Annotated in this window: 18 protein-coding genes; 11 read left to right on the top strand and 7 right to left on the bottom strand. The window is 55.0% G+C overall.

The features are described 5' to 3' along the window. Window positions 1-121: 121 nt before the first annotated feature. A complete protein-coding gene (locus tag ACRDD5_RS20630; protein WP_438677841.1) occupies window positions 122-370 on the top strand; it encodes a CopG family ribbon-helix-helix protein in 249 nt (82 codons plus the stop codon). Window positions 371-373: 3 nt separating this feature from the next. Further along, window positions 374-649, top strand: coding sequence for a type II toxin-antitoxin system RelE/ParE family toxin (locus tag ACRDD5_RS20625; RefSeq protein WP_438677840.1), 276 nt, complete (start codon window positions 374-376; stop codon window positions 647-649). An 18-nt stretch (window positions 650-667) separates the two neighbouring features. Here ACRDD5_RS20625 and nlpA read toward each other — a convergent pair whose 3' ends face one another. After that, complete coding sequence (gene nlpA / locus ACRDD5_RS20620; protein WP_438677839.1) at window positions 668-1,468, bottom strand: lipoprotein NlpA; 801 nt, start codon at window positions 1,466-1,468, stop codon at window positions 668-670. Between the two features lie 339 nt (window positions 1,469-1,807). Between nlpA and ACRDD5_RS20615 the strand changes: the two genes are divergently transcribed. After that, window positions 1,808-2,311, top strand: coding sequence for a hypothetical protein (locus tag ACRDD5_RS20615; protein ID WP_438677838.1), 504 nt, complete (start codon window positions 1,808-1,810; stop codon window positions 2,309-2,311). A 208-nt stretch (window positions 2,312-2,519) separates the two neighbouring features. Here the strand turns inward: ACRDD5_RS20615 and ACRDD5_RS20610 are convergent, their stop codons facing one another. After that, complete coding sequence (locus ACRDD5_RS20610; RefSeq protein WP_438677837.1) at window positions 2,520-4,019, bottom strand: MDR family MFS transporter; 1,500 nt, start codon at window positions 4,017-4,019, stop codon at window positions 2,520-2,522. Between the two features lie 78 nt (window positions 4,020-4,097). On the opposite strand from ACRDD5_RS20610, the gene ACRDD5_RS20605 reads away from it, so the two are divergent. Beyond that, the gene (locus ACRDD5_RS20605) at window positions 4,098-4,757 is read left to right on the top strand and encodes a TetR/AcrR family transcriptional regulator (protein ID WP_271283014.1); all 660 of its coding nucleotides are present in this window, start codon (window positions 4,098-4,100) and stop codon (window positions 4,755-4,757) included. On the opposite strand, the gene ACRDD5_RS20600 is transcribed toward ACRDD5_RS20605, so the two are convergent. Then, entirely contained in the window at window positions 4,754-5,173 is a 420-nt protein-coding gene (locus tag ACRDD5_RS20600) for a GNAT family N-acetyltransferase (RefSeq protein ID WP_438677836.1), read from the bottom strand. The two genes, ACRDD5_RS20605 and ACRDD5_RS20600, sit on opposite strands and share 4 nt — an antisense overlap. A 269-nt stretch (window positions 5,174-5,442) precedes the next feature. Between ACRDD5_RS20600 and ACRDD5_RS20595 the strand changes: the two genes are divergently transcribed. Continuing rightward, entirely contained in the window at window positions 5,443-5,748 is a 306-nt protein-coding gene (locus ACRDD5_RS20595) for a YicS family protein (RefSeq protein ID WP_271283016.1), read from the top strand. 35 nt (window positions 5,749-5,783) lie between these two features. Here ACRDD5_RS20595 and ACRDD5_RS20590 read toward each other — a convergent pair whose 3' ends face one another. Further along, the gene (locus ACRDD5_RS20590; RefSeq protein ID WP_271283017.1) at window positions 5,784-6,731 is read right to left on the bottom strand and encodes a LacI family DNA-binding transcriptional regulator; all 948 of its coding nucleotides are present in this window, start codon (window positions 6,729-6,731) and stop codon (window positions 5,784-5,786) included. A gap of 293 nt (window positions 6,732-7,024) precedes the next feature. Here ACRDD5_RS20590 and ACRDD5_RS20585 point away from each other — a divergent pair, with 293 nt between their 5' ends. From ACRDD5_RS20585 to ACRDD5_RS20560, 6 genes are all read left to right on the top strand, one after another. Next, entirely contained in the window at window positions 7,025-7,339 is a 315-nt protein-coding gene (locus ACRDD5_RS20585) for a PTS sugar transporter subunit IIB (RefSeq protein WP_271266889.1), read from the top strand. 11 nt (window positions 7,340-7,350) lie between these two features. Continuing rightward, window positions 7,351-8,676 carry a PTS sugar transporter subunit IIC gene (locus tag ACRDD5_RS20580; RefSeq protein WP_271283018.1) on the top strand — a complete coding sequence of 442 codons (1,326 nt, stop codon included), beginning with the start codon at window positions 7,351-7,353 and terminating at the stop codon, window positions 8,674-8,676. Between the two features lie 17 nt (window positions 8,677-8,693). Then, the gene (locus ACRDD5_RS20575; protein ID WP_438677835.1) at window positions 8,694-10,079 is read left to right on the top strand and encodes a glycoside hydrolase family 1 protein; all 1,386 of its coding nucleotides are present in this window, start codon (window positions 8,694-8,696) and stop codon (window positions 10,077-10,079) included. A gap of 10 nt (window positions 10,080-10,089) precedes the next feature. Further along, window positions 10,090-10,392: a PTS lactose/cellobiose transporter subunit IIA gene (locus ACRDD5_RS20570; protein WP_271267036.1), complete on the top strand. Its 303-nt coding sequence runs from the start codon at window positions 10,090-10,092 to the stop codon at window positions 10,390-10,392. 161 nt (window positions 10,393-10,553) lie between these two features. Then, on the top strand, window positions 10,554-11,933 hold the full coding sequence (locus tag ACRDD5_RS20565; protein ID WP_438677834.1) for a carbohydrate porin: 1,380 nt from the start codon (window positions 10,554-10,556) through the stop codon (window positions 11,931-11,933). Window positions 11,934-12,103: 170 nt separating this feature from the next. Next, window positions 12,104-13,009 carry a DMT family transporter gene (locus tag ACRDD5_RS20560; RefSeq protein WP_438677833.1) on the top strand — a complete coding sequence of 302 codons (906 nt, stop codon included), beginning with the start codon at window positions 12,104-12,106 and terminating at the stop codon, window positions 13,007-13,009. Between the two features lie 110 nt (window positions 13,010-13,119). Here ACRDD5_RS20560 and nepI read toward each other — a convergent pair whose 3' ends face one another. The 3 genes from nepI to uhpT all read right to left on the bottom strand — a co-directional run. Further along, window positions 13,120-14,310 (bottom strand): purine ribonucleoside efflux pump NepI, encoded by a 1,191-nt coding sequence (nepI, locus tag ACRDD5_RS20555; RefSeq protein ID WP_438677832.1) that lies wholly within the window; start codon window positions 14,308-14,310, stop codon window positions 13,120-13,122. Window positions 14,311-14,416: 106 nt separating this feature from the next. Further along, on the bottom strand, window positions 14,417-14,869 hold the full coding sequence (locus ACRDD5_RS20550; protein ID WP_271283023.1) for a DUF1198 domain-containing protein: 453 nt from the start codon (window positions 14,867-14,869) through the stop codon (window positions 14,417-14,419). Window positions 14,870-15,050: 181 nt separating this feature from the next. After that, window positions 15,051-16,004 (bottom strand): hexose-6-phosphate:phosphate antiporter (gene uhpT, locus ACRDD5_RS20545; RefSeq protein ID WP_438677831.1); only part of this gene is annotated, 954 nt, incomplete at its 5' end.

Raw genomic sequence — 16,004 nt, 5'->3', positions numbered from 1 at the left:
GCAAAAGGGCATTAAGCGATGAGATCGGGCCAACATTCTTAAGGATGATGCCGGGTGCAATTTCCGGCACAACCATGCTAGATTAATAAAAGTTATTAACTGTTATTAAACGAGGCCAGCAATGCGATCGCATGCTAAACAGACCATCAGCGCACAAATCCCTGTAGAACTGGCGATGGCTATCGAAAAATTGGCCCAGGAGCTGGACCGTTCAAAAAGCTGGATCATCAAAGAAGCGCTAACGTTCATGCTGGCAGAGCGGGAACGCCGACATAACGATATCCTGACAGGGCTTGCGGATGTCGATGCCGGAAGGGTAGTCAGCCACTCAGAGATTGTGGATTTTGCGGCACGCCTGAAAAAAGAGTAATTCATGGAAATATTCTGGACACGGAAAGCTCAGGACGATCTTGAACGGATTTATCAGTTTGCCATGCAGTACAGCCGCAAGCATGCTAACGACGTACTCGACAGACTTATCGAAGGCACGACAAGCCTCGGGAATTGCCCTGCAATGGGCGTTTACCTGACCCGCTATCAACCGCGCGAAGTCAGGAAAATGATCTTCGATGAATATGAAGTGCATTATGAAATACGGGGCGCTGCGATTTATATTGTCGACCTCTGGCATCGCCGGGAGGATCGCTAGTGCCCCATATGCGTTCGGTTACCAGCCCGGTACTGCCCCGCCGTTAAAGATAGTCTCTGCCGCCTTCGCCACTTCCGGCGACTGATACGACTGGATAAACTCCTTCACGTTCTGCGCCTCTTTGTTCTCGTCACGCGTCACGATGATATTCACATACGGCGAGTTTTTGTCTTCGATAAAGACGCTGTCATGCACCGGCGACAGCCCGGTTTGCTGGAGATAGGTGGTGCTGATAATTGCTACATCCACTTTCGGATCGTCCAGCACGCGCGGCAGTTGCGCCCCTTCCAGCTCCATAATTTTCAGGTTACGCGGGTTCGCGGTGATATCCAGCGCCGTCGGCAGCAGGCCGGTATCCGGCTTCAGGGTGATCAGCTTTTCGTTTTGCAACAATAGCAGCGCGCGGCCCAGGTTGGTGGGGTCGTTCGGGATGGCGATGGTCGCGCCGTCTTTCAGCTCGGTCACCGATTTGATCTTGCGGGAATAGCCCGCCATCGGGAACACAAAGGTATTGCCGACCGCTACCAGCTTGTAGTCGTGGGCCTTATTATCTTCGGCCAGGAACGGACGGTGCTGGAAGACGTTGGCATCCAGTTCGCCGTGGCTTGTCGCATCGTTTGGCAGCAGCGAGCCGCTGAACCCCACCAGCTCCACGTCGAGGCCGAATTTCTCCTTCGCCACTTTTTTGGCCACTTCTGCCACGTCCTGCTCGGCACCGTTAATCACGCCAACTTTGATGTGTTTAGCATCGCCGCCGCTTTGGTCACAGCCCGCCAGTATCAGACCCGCGAGAAGAACAGCACCCAATCGAAGTTTCACCAGACAGTTCCTTTTGATTAATGTTTTATCGACTATATCGACAACGCAGCGGCAGGCGAAAAAACGAAAAGGAATCAGTAATAATGTTTAGTTATAAACGATATGTGCAAAGTCAAAAACACAACCAGGACTAATGAACACCATAAGACACGAGAGCCTGAGCATAAGGAATAATAAATAACAATAATATCTCTCAATACATATATTGAAGTATGTTATCAAATGTGGCATTGCACAAATAAAAACATCAATGCACAGAAATCCATTTGATATAACTCAATAATTTAAAATCCTATAGCACTAACCTTTTGCCACGAGTCTCTTGTTAGGTATTCATCTATGAAACAGTTAAACTGGCTTAAGGACAATGATATGAAAGACCATAACCCGACCGATTTTATATCGGTAAGTGAAGTCATCAAAAATAGGGGAGGTAAAGCCGGTCGACTTCCTGTCACAAACAACCTAAGTATCACCCAGATTTGTCGTAGTAATAACAATCAATTAGTTAGGTTTATGACGATAAGGATCCCTGAAAATATTATGTCACTGGCAAGATTCAAAAAAGGTGACCGTATCGATATTGGGTTCACCAACGATGGATCAACGTGGCGATTAAAAGTCGTTTCAAACGGTGAACAAGGTTATAGCATCACAACCCCATCAAACAATCCTAAAAGAGGTCAGCTTAGATTGACATGGTGTGAAGGTATTCCAATTATTGGCGGTGACATAGCAGTCAGAAAAGCAAGAGCTATTGCAGATGACAAAACCATGAAAATATCCCCAGCGGAAATCATATTCGACATAGGCGAAGTACGGATCGAAGCCAGAGGTGAATAATAATTTAGGTGGTAAAGCGATCTCTCTGAGAGTTTGAAAAGATCGCTGACCTGCCCCAATATTAGATACAACGCTCAGTTAGTAATGTCGGATCCTGCCCCTGACCCCGAATATGCTCCAGTCATAATCAGTAAGAACCGGCGGGGAAGACAAGTCTGGTCATTCAAATTCAGAAAGCGACTCGCAAAAAATAGATGAACCGCTAATTTTACGCCTGCCCCTTCTTCAGCGGCGTTTCACGTAAAAACCACGACAGCACAAACGCCAGCACCATTATGGCGGCGGCCAGCATAAATACGGCGTGGATGGCGGATCCAAAGGCGTCCAGGTAGTCCAGCCGCAGGGCGTCAGGCAGATGATGTATCGCCGTCGGATTCAACTCCCGGGGCAGTTCGCTGCCCTCGGGTATCCGTGCCATCAGACCCGACTGCAATACGTTGGTGAATACCGCGCCAAACAGCGCCACGCCAATCGCCCCGCCAATCGAGCGGAACAGGGTCACGCCCGAGGTTGCCACCCCGTACTGGCTGGCTGAGACGCTGTTCTGTACCGCCAGCACCAGCACCTGCATCACCATACCCAGTCCCATCCCCAGCACGGCGGTAAACAGATACAGCTGCCAGATTGGCGAATCAACGGTGATCCGCGTCAGCAACGTCATGCCGACCACACCCAGCAAGGTGCCGAGGATCGGGAACAGGCGGTATTTGCCGGTGCGGCTGATAATGCGACCGCTAATAATTGAGGTCAGCAGCAGCCCGCCCATCAGCGGGATTAGCTGTAGACCGGCCTGGGTCGGGGTGGCGTCTTTGACAATCTGCAGATAGAGCGGCAGGAAGGTCACCGAGCCAAACAGCGACATGCCGATAATGAATCCAATCAGGCTGCAAAGCAGGAAGCTGCGATCCCGGAACAGCGACAGCGGAATAATCGGCTCCCACGCCAGACGCTCCTCATAGATGAACCCGGCAATGCCCGTCAGGCCAAAAGCCAGAATGCACCACAGCTGCGGGTCGCTCCACTCGCGTACCGTGCCCCCTTCGCTGGTAAACAGGATGATGCACAGCAGCGCCATGCTGAGATAAATCGCTCCTAAATAGTCGATTTCATGCGTGTTGCGCTTCGCACTGCCGCGGAATACCGCCCCAATCACCAGCAGAGCAAACAGCCCCAGCGGCAGGTTGATATAAAAGATCCAGCGCCAGGAGGCGTGCTGCACGATAAAGCCGCCGATCAGCGGGCCGATAACCGTCGCCAGGCCAAAGACCCCGCCGAATAAGCCCTGATAGCGGCCGCGATCCGCAGGCGGGATCACGTCGGCCACAGCCGCCATGCTGATCACCATCAGCCCACCGCCGCCGAGCCCCTGCAGGGCGCGCATCAGCACCAGCTGGGTCATATTCTGCGCCAGCCCGCACAGGGCGGAGCCCAGCAAAAACAGGACAATCGCGATTTGCAGGACGATTTTGCGGCCAAAAAGATCGCCAAACTTGCCGTATAGCGGCACCACAATCGTGGAGCTCAAAATATAAGCCGTAACTACCCAGGAGAGCTTATCCAGGCCGCCCAGCTCCCCCACGATGGTGGGTAGCGCCGTGGAGACGATGGTCTGATCGAGGGCAGAGAGCAGCATTACCAGCAACAGCGCGCTGAACAGCAGCCGCACTGAGGGTGCATTTTGGGTTTGAGTCGAGGAATCAGACGTCATAAAACACCGCTTGAAATTAATTAATGAGATAATTAATATTCAATGAAGTTATGTATTCGGTCAAGAGATCCTCCGCACATGCCAGCACATAAAGATAATTCCGACCTCAAGCCAGCGGCGCGCCGCCCCGGGCGACCGCGCGGAAGCAAACCCACCGCCACCAGCCGGGAACAGCTGCTAGATATTGCCCTGAATCTCTTTGCGCGTCAGGGGATTGCCCGCACCTCGCTCAACGCCATTGCCAAAGAGGCGGGCGTGACGCCGGCGATGCTGCACTACTATTTTAACTCTCGGGAACAGCTGCTGGATGCAATGATCGAAGAGCGTTTTCTGCCGCTGCGCAGCGCGATCGGGGCGACGTTCAGTACCCATCCGGACGATCCGGTGGCCGCCCTGACCCTGATGGTGAAGCAGCTCGCCGCCCTGGCCGTCGAGCACGACTGGTTCGCGCCGCTGTGGATGCAGGAAGTCATAGGGGAAATGCCGGTGCTGCGATCGCACCTACAGGCCCGGTTTGGCGATGAGAAATATCAGACCACGCTGAATACCCTCGCCCGCTGGCAGCAGGAGGGAAAGCTAAACCGCAATCTGGAGCCCGCGCTGCTGTTCACTACCCTGTTAAGCCTGGTGCTGGTGCCTTTTTCACGGATGCGTAGTGACGAGAGGTTAAACACCCTCTCGCCGGAGAGCATCGTGCGCCATGCGCTGGCGGTCATTGGTGGTGGGATTGGCCCCTAAAGCGCCTTCGACAGGTAGTACCGCTGCATGCCCTGGTACGGGAAATCGTCCAGCGTCATTTTCAGCTGATAGCCCTGCTTTTCATAAAATGGCCGCGCCTGGAAGCTGAGGGTATCCACCAGCGAATGCCGACAGCCCTGGCGCTTTGCTTCCTCTTCGGCCATCTGCATCAGCTGCGTACCCACTCCGCTGGTGCGTGTCTCGCTGCACACCCACAGATATTTGATATCCAGCCATTCCCCCACCCGCCTGCCGATCAGCCCGCCGCGCATCGTGCCGCTGTCGTCGCGGGCATACACCGCGATATCGCCTCCCACAATGGTAAAATCGATAAATTGCCCGTTGTAGGCGCGTAATCCTTGCAACAGTTCTTCTTGATCCTGTTCGGTGATGGTGTCGGTGATCGTCAGCTGCATATCATTCTCCCGTTACGCTGTACATGGACTATCTCACACTTAGATCGGCTTAAAAATGCCTTTGCGAGCCGCATCACCCTTTGTTTATCGCCTTGTCACGGCCATCACAAAAATTTCTTTCAGGCTTGCCTGTCCGCCAAAAACTGCGGCTACGCTTATTCCTACCCCTGCGCAACTATTGGGAAAATTAATACTTTCGGCTTGGGTCGCAAATGCGGATGTAACTATATATTTCACAGGAACGTGTGTGGTTTTTTCCGGAGGTCATCATGAAGTCAGCACATCTGTTTTGCCTCGTCGTCTGCCTGCTTTTTGCCGCCTTCGTCCATGCGGAGGATGCACAGGAAATGGATGACCCGGTAAAACTTGAGCAGATGAAGCAGCTGGTGTTGAAGGATGTGAAGAAAGCCTGCGCCCCGCAGCGCAAGCAGAGCAACCAGGAATGGGAAAAAATGATTATGTCTTCTGAGGCAAATCAGATGCTGGTCAAGAATGCGGTGGTGGCGATGAAGCGCAACAACCAGGACGGGTACTGGGATGCCGTCAGTCGGGTGGACTGCATGGAGGATTACTGATTACGCATAAAGGGGCCATCACGCCCCCTTAATTTTTATCGCCGCATATCCGGAATAATCAAATCCCCGCGCAGCACATATGACCCCAGCATCTGCGTTTTTTCATCCAGCCAGCTGACGATCCGTGCAGCCATCGCATCCATGGAGTATTCAATCGCCGGAATGGTCGGGATCCCCGGCAGATGCAGGGAGCCGGCAAGGCTGAACACCATGATGTCGCCCGGCACCGATTTATTGAACGCCTGCAGCTGCGGGATCACCCGCTGCGCTTCCTGCTCGTCGGCCACCAGCAGCGCATTGAAATTCAGCGTACTGGCGTTATGCAGCAGTTCCTGTAATGCCACTGACGATGAGGTGGCTTCCATAAACACCAGATTGCGATTAAACGGCAGAAAGTTTTTTTCCAGCGCATGTTTGTAACCCAGCAGCACCTGGTCAGCGAATCCGCTGCCCTGAGGCTGGATGAGGGCAATCTGACGTCGCCCCTGGCTGGCTAAAAAAGTGCAGGCGGTTTCTGCGGCAAACGCATGGTCAAACTGGATGCTGTTGACGTTATCTGACTCCATGCAGTCCACCAGGATGACGTTCTCCTGCTCGATCTGCAGCGGAAAGCGCGCGCCAATAATCAGAATGTCATCGCACAACCCGCAGGAGAGTTCATCCAGCGCATTCATGACTTCTGCTTTGGTGTTGGCGAAGCGAAGCAGCAGGTGCTTCTGGTGCTGGCTGAGGTGTTTTTCCAGCGCGTACAGATAGCCGGTAGTCTGGTTAATATTGTCCTGCGCACAAATCACACCGATACAGCCGGTGGACTGGCTCAGCAGCGACTGGGCAATGACATTCGGCCGATAGTTGAGCTCATCGACTGCTTTCAGTACCGCAAGGCGACTGGCTTCCTTCACGCCGCGCGACCCACTCAACACCCGTGATACCGTGGCTTTGGACACCCCGGCCAGACGTGATACATCGTTGATTGTAGACATCTTTATCCTCTGACAGGTCGCACCAGGCACCTGTAATTCCTAATCCCGCACCGGCCATATTATAGCCACTCAGGAGTATAGCTGTTTCCGTTTTCCATGGAAACCGATTTTCCGTTTCCATCCATTTGATGTAAAAACCGCCAAAAATCGTGACCGAAATCCGATATCCAACCCCCATAAGCAATGGATCTTGATGGGTGTCACACTTCTGTCCTATATCAATGGAAACCGGTTTCCATATGTTATCCAATCATCTCCGCAATAACTGTTTACATTTTGAGGATGGGATGTCGATGTTCAAGATTATGCTGTGCTGCTCTGCCGGGATGTCCACCAGTTTGCTGGTGCGGAAAATGGTCGAAGTCGCAGAAGAACGCGGGTTACCGGTCAAAATTGATGCCTATGGCGTGTCCGAATTTGATACGCAGTTTCCGCAATACCAGGTCGTGCTTCTCGGACCGCAAGTCAAATACATGTTAAAAACGCTCTCAGACAAGGCTGCTACGCAAGGTGTGCCGGTACAAGCCATTGATATGATGGATTACGGTATGCAGCGTGGTGATAAAGTGCTGGACTATGCTCTGTCGCTCATTGAAGCGGCACACTAAAAGGTGTTCTCATGAGTTCGTTATATCAATCTATGGTTGCCGTCATTGAGCAGTCCATTGCGCCACTGGCGGGCAAGCTGGGCCAGCAAAAGTACGTGATTGCTATCCGCGACGGCTTTACCGCCGCGCTGCCGTTTATGATCATCGGCTCGTTTATGCTGGTGTTTATCTTCCCGCCGTTCTCAGCGGACACCACCAACAGCTTTGCCCGCGGCTGGCTCGATTTCTCCGAGACCTATCGCGAACAGCTGATGCTGCCGTTCAACCTCAGCATGGGGGTGATGACCTTCTTTATCTCGGTAGGGATTGGCGCCAGCCTGGGTCGTCAGTTTAATCTCGACCCGGTGATGTCCGGTCTGCTGGCCTTTATGGCGTTCCTGCTGGTGGCGGCACCTTATGCCGACGGCAAAATCTCCACCCAGTATCTGTCGGGCCAGGGCATTTTCACCGCGCTTATCACCTCTATCTACGCCACCCGCGTGTATGCCTGGCTGAAAGAGAAGAAAGTCACCATTCGTCTGCCGAAAGAAGTGCCAACCGGCGTGGCGCGTTCGTTTGAAATCCTGATCCCGGTGGTTGTGGTGATCGGTACTCTGCACCCGCTGAACCTGTTTATCGAAGCACAGACCGGGATGATCATCCCGCAGGCGATTATGCACCTGCTGGAGCCGCTGGTGTCGGCGTCTGACTCCCTGCCAGCGATTCTGCTCTCCGTCCTGCTGTGCCAGATTTTCTGGTTTGCCGGGATCCACGGCGCGCTGATCGTCACAGGCATCATGAACCCGTTCTGGATGGCGAACCTGTCCGCTAACCAGGCAGCACTGGCTGCCGGTGCTGCCCTGCCGCACGTGTATCTGCAAGGCTTCTGGGATCACTACCTGCTGATTGGCGGGGTGGGCTCAACGCTGCCGCTGGCCTTCCTGCTGCTGCGCAGCCGCGTAACGCACCTGCGCACCATCGGCAAAATGGGCGTTGTGCCAAGCTTCTTTAATATCAACGAACCGATTCTGTTCGGCGCACCGATCATCATGAACCCGATGCTGTTTATCCCGTTCGTGTTCGTACCGATGATCAACGCCTGCCTGGCGTATGGCGCGACCAAACTCGGCTGGCTGGCACAGGTTGTGTCACTGACGCCGTGGACCACCCCGGCACCGATTGGCGCCTCCTGGGCGGCAAACTGGGCCCTGAGTCCGGTAGTGATGTGCTTCATTTGTATGGCGATGTCGGCGCTGATGTATTTACCGTTCCTGCGTGCTTATGAACGTTCTTTGATGAAAAACGAAGAGCAAAAAGCGCAGGCAACCGTAGGTGCCGCTGAAACCGTCGGTAACTAAGTCAAAGAGGACGTTTTATGAAATATGCATTTCCCGAGAACTTCTGGTGGGGTAGCGCGGCTTCCGCATTGCAAACCGAAGGGGAAAGCCAGGGCAATGGCAAAGGATTAACCACCTGGGACCACTGGTTCGCCCAGCAACCGAATCGCTTTCACAATGGGGTGGGGCCGCAGAATACATCCACGTTCTATCAGAACTGGAAAGCGGACATTCAGCTGTTAAAGCAGCTGAACCACAATAGCTTTCGCACCTCGATAAGCTGGTCGCGCCTGATCCCTGACGGTATCGGTGAAGTGAATCCGGAAGCGGTCGCATTTTACAATCAGGTGATCGACGAACTGCTGGCCCAGGGCGTGACGCCGTTTATGACCCTGTTCCACTTCGACATGCCGATGGCGATGCAGGAGATTGGCGGCTGGGAAAACCGGGACGTGGTGGCAGCCTATGCCCGCTATGCCGAAACCTGTTTTGAGCTGTTTGGCGATCGGGTAATGCACTGGTTTACCTTTAACGAGCCGATTGTGCCGGTAGAGGGCGGGTATCTGTACGACTTCCACTACCCGAACGTGGTCGATTTCCGTCGTGCAACCACCGTGGCATATCACACCGTGCTGGCACATTCGCAGGCGGTTCGCGCCTTCCGCACCGGGCATTTTGCCGGTGAGATTGGCATCGTGCTGAACCTGACCCCGTCGTATCCGCGTTCGCAGAATCCGGCGGATGTGAAAGCCGCGCACCATGCCGACCTGCTGTTTAACCGCAGCTTCCTCGACCCGGTGCTGAGCGGTGAATATCCGGCGGATCTGGTGGCGCTGCTGAAAGCACACGATCAGCTGCCTGCCTGTCGGCCCGAAGACAGCGCGCTGATTGCCGACGGCAAAATCGACCTGCTGGGGGTGAACTACTATCAGCCGCGTCGGGTGAAGGCACGTGAATCTGCCGTGAATCCGCTGGCGCCGTTTATGCCGGAATGGTTCTTCGACAGCTACGAGATGCCGGGCCGTAAAATGAACCCGTACCGCGGCTGGGAAATTTACGAGCCGGGTATTTACGATATTCTCGTTAATCTGCGCGATAATTACGGCAACCCACGCTGCTTTATTTCTGAGAACGGCATGGGCGTCGAAAACGAGCAGCGTTTTATTGAAGACGGTCAAATTAACGATCAATACCGCATCGAGTTTATTTCCGAACACCTTAAATGGCTGCACAAAGGTATTAGCGAAGGCTGTAACTGTCTTGGCTACCATATGTGGACATTTATTGATAACTGGTCGTGGTGCAATGGCTATAAAAACCGCTACGGTTTTGTCCAGCTGGATATTACCACGCAGCAGCGTACCATTAAAAAGAGTGGAGAGTGGTTTGCCGCCACCTCTCTGAATAATAGTTTCGATAAATAGAGAAAAGATGATGATTGCCTTAGAAGAAGCGGTAATGGAAATCATCGTCAATGCTGGTCAGTCGCGCAGCCTGTGCTTTGAAGCACTGCATGCTGCGCGGCAGGGCAACTTTGACGAAGCGAAAAGCCTGCTGCGCGAAGCCGATGGTTACTCGCGCCAGGCACACCATATGCAGACCAAACTCATCGAACAGGACGCAGGCGAAGCCCGCCAGCCGATGACGTTAATTATGGTACATGCCCAGGATCATTTAATGAACTCGCTGCTGGCCCGTGAATTATCCGAAGAGATTATTCATTTATACCAGCGCTAATTAATTGAATATCAGTAATGGAGATATTGTCACGATAATAGCGTAACGCCTCTGTACCTATAAAATATAAACCCCCCTTCTTTTGGTGATAGCGACAATTAATGTCCAACCGAAATGGGATGGTTATTGTCTGAATAAAATTAAACTATATTGAGATAACCATGAACATGATAAAAAAACTTCCATTAACAATGGCGGTTCTCGCCGCGCTTTGCCCAGTTTCTGTCCTCGCACAGGAGTTTACTCAGGAGCAAATCGACGCCATTGTGGCCAAAGCGGTGGACAAAGCCCTGACCGATCGTCAGGCCAAAATGGATGCTGCAGTAGCGAAAAAAGCCGATGTCCTCAACGAGCCGCAAAGCGCCGCGCAATCGCCGGATATGGCGATCCCGTTCGGGATTAAATTTACCGGTTACGCCCGCTACGGCGCGCACTTCCAGGCTGCCGATCAGAAATACGTAGCCGTGGACGGTTCCTACAACGGCGCCTCGGCGATTGGTCGTCTCGGTAACGAAGGCAACGGCGGTGAGTTCCAGCTCTCCAAAGCGTTCAGGAGCGAAAACGGTGCCATCTGGGACGTCAACGTGATGATCGACCACTGGGGCGACGAAGTTAACCTGAAAAAAGCCTACGCGGGCGTGACGAACGTGCTGGAGTCCAATCCGAACGCCTATCTGTGGGCCGGTCGTGACTTCCACCAGCGTCCGCAACAGGGCATCAACGACTACTTCTGGATGAACCACGACGGCCAGGGTGCCGGGGTGAAGAACTTCGACATCGGCGGCGTACAGTTTGACGTCGCCACCGTGGCTGCGGTCGAATCCTGTAGCCCGCAGGTCATGAATGACGAAGCCAACCCATCGCGCATCACCTGTACCGGCGGCTCCGGCACCGGCGACAAAGGCAACTACGCGGCAACCTCCAAAATCCACGGCATGAAGCTCGGCCCGGTGGATGTGGAAATCTACGCTAACTACGGCTTTGACTCGAAAGCCATCGACACCGACGCGCGCATGAACGCCTGGCAGGGCGGCGCGGTGCTGAGCCACACCAACGACAGCGGCGTAAACAAAGTGATCGCCCGTTACTCGGATAACTCAGACAACAGCGTATTCAATAAAACCGAGGATCTGACCACGGTGTACGCCAGCTTCGAAGGGCTGCATAAATTCACCCAGGCAACGCAGGTGGAGTACATTCTGGCCTTCCACGACTTCGATAACAGCCGTGACAAAACCGACAACCGCAAAAACTACAATGCGATCGTCCGTCCAATGCACTGGTGGAACGACGTTCACTCCACCTGGCTGGAAGCGGGCTGGCAGCACGTTGATTACGACAACGGCGGCGATAACAAAGGCTGGAAGCTGACCCTGTCGCAGAACATGTCTATCGCCATGGGCCCGGAATTCCGTCCGATGCTGCGCTTCTACGTCACCGGCGGTAAGGTGGATAACGAACGCACCGCCCGCGTGAACAACACCAAGGATGAGACGCTGGACGACTTCAACGTCGGCGCCATGTGGGAAGCCTGGTTCTAAAGTAAAAGCAAAACGGCAACGTCCGTTGTCGTTTTTAATGTTTGCGCCCTCTCCCTGTGGGAGAGGGTCGGGGTGAGGGCATCAGGCCGCACCTATCCCACCACCCTACCTGGCAAGATCCCATGCTATTCTGTTGGCCGAATCACAACCAACACATCGCAGGGGAGAACATGGGTGCCACAAAAAGAGGGATGCTGAATGTCCTGGTCGCCGCCATTTTATGGGGAAGTTCAGGGGTTTGCGCGCAGTACATCATGGAGAAAAGTCATATTTCCTCGCCTTACCTCACCATGGTTCGTCTGCTGTTTGCCGGGGTGATCCTGCTGACGTTGTCGTTTGTGCACGGCGACAAGATTTTCTCGGTCATCAAAAATCGTAAAGACGCCATCAGCCTGCTGATTTTTTCCCTGTTCGGGGCGCTTATCGTCCAATTGACCTTCCTGGTCACCATCGAAAAATCCAACGCCGCCACCGCCACCGTGCTGCAGTTCCTGTCGCCGACCATTATCGTGGCGTGGTTCGCGCTGGCGCGTAAAAAGCGCCCGGGCATGTTTGTGCTGGCGGCGATCATGACTTCGCTTATCGGCACCTTTTTACTGGTGACCCACGGGGATCCGACCTCGCTGACCATCTCCCCTGCCGCGCTCTGCTGGGGCATCGCCTCCGCCTTCGCCGCCGCGTTTTATACCACCTATCCGTCTACGCTGATTGCCCGCTACGGCACGCTGCCGATTGTCGGCTGGAGTATGCTGCTGGCTGGATTAATGCTGACCCCCTTCTATGCCGGACGCGACACCACTTTTGTGATTGATGGCAGCCTGCTGCTGGCATTCTTCTACCTGGTGGTGATCGGTACGGCGGTGACCTTCAGTCTGTATCTGAAAGGTGCGCAGATGATTGGTGGCCCGAAAGCGAGCATTCTGAGCTGTGCCGAGCCGCTGAGTAGCGCCCTGCTGTCGGTGATGTTGCTGGGGGTGGCGTTTACCCTGCCTGACTGGCTGGGCACGCTGCTGATTGTGTCATCGGTGGTGCTGATTTCGATGGATTCACGCAGACGCGTACAGAAATCCGCGTAGCCATTGCCCCTCACCCCGGCCCTCTCCCCATAGGGGCGAGGGGGAAAAGACGGCACCGGGCAGTCCCCTCTCCCCTGTGGGGAGAGGGTTAGGGTGAGGGGGGAATTTACTTACTGCGCCTTCACTTTCCCCGCCACCAGCAGCGCGGTGATCAGCATCAGCGTGCCGGAAATCACCAGCGGTGACGTCAGTCCCAGATGGTCAAGCGCAATGCCGCCAACCGCCGCCCCGCAGGTGTTCGCCAGCTGGATCACCGCTACCTGAATGGAACCGGCTTTTTCCGCCTGATCGGCCAACGAGCGGGTGATCCACGTCGACCAGCCCACCGGGATCAGCGCAAAAGCAAAGCCCCAGATAATCGCAACCGCCGACGCCACCCACTTGTCGCTGCCCCACAGGATCAGCACCACGGCGCTGATGGCCAGCACCAGTGGCGCACCCGCGAGGGCGAGCTTCAGGGAGCGTTTCAGGAACTGCGCCGACAGCGAAGTACCCACAAAGCTGGCGATACCGAAGCTTAAAAGCACCAGCGTCAGACCATCAACGTCAAACCCGGCCAGGTTCGTAAACACCGGGCGGATGTAGGTAAAGAAGGCAAACTGCCCGGCAAAGGCCATAAAGATGGCGCTCATCCCCGCCAGCACGCCAGGGCGCTTCAACAGGCTGAACATGTTCTGCTTGTGATGCGCGGCTTCGCCCGGCAGCGACGGCAGCGCTTTCCACACCCACAGAATACACAGCAAGCCCATCACCGCGGCGCCGTTAAAGACGTTACGCCAGCCGATAATGCCGCCGAGGAAGCTGCCCAGCGGCGCAGCGATCACCAGCGCAATGGAGACGGCACCAAAAATCACCGACAGCGCTTTCGGCACCGTGCGCGCCGGCACCAGCCGCATGGTGAGTGACGCCGACATCGCCCAGAATCCGCCAAGCCCCAGTCCCAGACAGGCGCGACCCAGCAGCAGTAGCGCAAAGCTATCGGCAAAAGAGACCAGCAGGCAGGAGAGGGTCAGCAGCACAGAAAAGAGGATCACCACTTTACGGCGATCGGTGGTGCCAATCACCTGGGTGATAAACAGGCTGGCAAACATGGCGACAAAGGCGGTGACGGTCACCGACTGGCCCGCTAACCCTTCGGAAATACCCAGATCCTGCGCCATCGGCGTCAGCAGGCTGACCGGTAAAAACTCCACGGTAATCAGGCAGGCGACGCAAAACGCCACGGAAAAAACCGCCGACCAGTTAGGGCGCGACACCGCTTTGGCATGGGGCGAAGGGGCGGAGTGGATCTGTTCTGTCATGAATCACCTGAAGATAAAATGAGCGGAAAGCCGCGCAGTTTAACATCTTAAATGTGATCCATTTAACGTTTTGACAACTATTGTTCACTTCGCCCGCCGACGAGAATCAGTGCAGGTAGAAAACACCCTCTTCCGGCAGGAACAGCTGGTTATAGCGCAGCTGGAAGGCGTTAAGCTCATACGGATCCGGCTCCATATCGCGCATAAAGCCGAGCGTCATACGGATCTGGGCATCGGTAATTGGCGCGGCCAGCCGCGCCTTGCGCAGCAGGCGATACCAGCTCAGCAGGTTATTTTCACTGCTGTCGACAATGCACACCTGCCAGATCAACAGCACCTGTGCGGCGTTTTGCAGATGGGACTCGTCCGGGCGTTCAAGGTAGCGGATAAACTCGTTGCCGGCGCTTTTGCCAAACTGGTCGATCATCGATTCCACGGGAACCGGGGTGATCCCCAGACGCTCGCTCAGACGACGAATGGCGCGCCGGGGCCCCGACGTCATGACGCGAAAGCCCACCACAAACACCACGGCAAGCGTAGCCAGCATTATCCAGACCATGAACTCTCCTTACGGTTAGCCGAGCATGATATCGGGAAATGCTACGCATCAACAGCAGACAACGCCGTATTAATGAACGGATAAACAGTGGAACAGCGCCAGGAAAAAAGATAGCCGGACGCGCGTAGCGGCGGGCATAAAAAAGCCCGGCGCGAGGCCGGGCAAAACGTCACCTGTGCACTCAGGCAGCGTGTAACTGACGCAGGCGTTTTTCGCGACGGATTTTGCGCTCTTCGAGCACTGCGACCATCGCCATCAGGCAGATACAGGCGATGGCGGCGGCGTCCAGCGCGGCAAAGGTGCCCGCCCAGCCGGTGAGGCCAAAGATCGGCGTGCCGTCGGCAATCATCCCCAGTCCCAGCTTGGCGAAGCTGTCGCCGATCAGATAAGCGAAGGTGCCTTTAATTCCATCGGCAGCGCCGATCGCTTTTTTCGGCACGAAGCCAACGGCGGCTACGCCAATCAGTAATTGCGGGCCAAACACCAGGAAGCCGAGCGCAAACAGCGAGGCCAGGTAGACATACTGGTTGCTGGCATGCTGGTAAACGCCGAGGGTGGCGATAATCAATGCCAGCGCCACGCAGGCCACCAGTGCCCGGCGACCGTTGGCCAGATCCGACAGCCAGCCCCACAGCAAGGTGCCGACCAGGGCGCCCACTTCAAACAGGGTAAAGCCCTGGATCGCCACCTCTTTAGAGAGCTTCAGCTCCTGGAAGGCGTAGACGGTAGACCACTGATCGATACCAATGCGCACCACGTACAGGAAGATGTTGGAGAAGCACAGCAGCCAGATGACCTTATTCTTCAGCACGTACTCGACGAAGATCTGCCATTTGGTCATGTCGTTCTCTTCGGTCTCTTTGTCCTCTTCGCTGATCTCTTCGTCAAACAGCTCTTCCGCTTTGCCGAGGCCGTACGATTCCGGGGAGTCGCTGCCGTAGCGCAGACCGATAAAACCGACCACCAGGGCGATGATCGACGGGAAGATAAACATGCCGATCACGTGACCGTCGAACAGGACATTGGCCCCGAACAACGCCACGCCAGCCGCACCCGCACCGCCGAGGTTGTGGGAGATGTTCCACATGCCCAGGTAGGAACCGCGCTTGCGCCGCGGGGTCCATTTGGTGATGGT

This window comes from Silvania sp., from assembly GCF_051656365.1.
Lineage (GTDB): Bacteria > Pseudomonadota > Gammaproteobacteria > Enterobacterales > Enterobacteriaceae > Enterobacter > Enterobacter hatchlandensis.
Note: the sequence above shows the minus strand (reverse complement) of the source record. Positions and strands in the feature narration are given on the sequence as shown.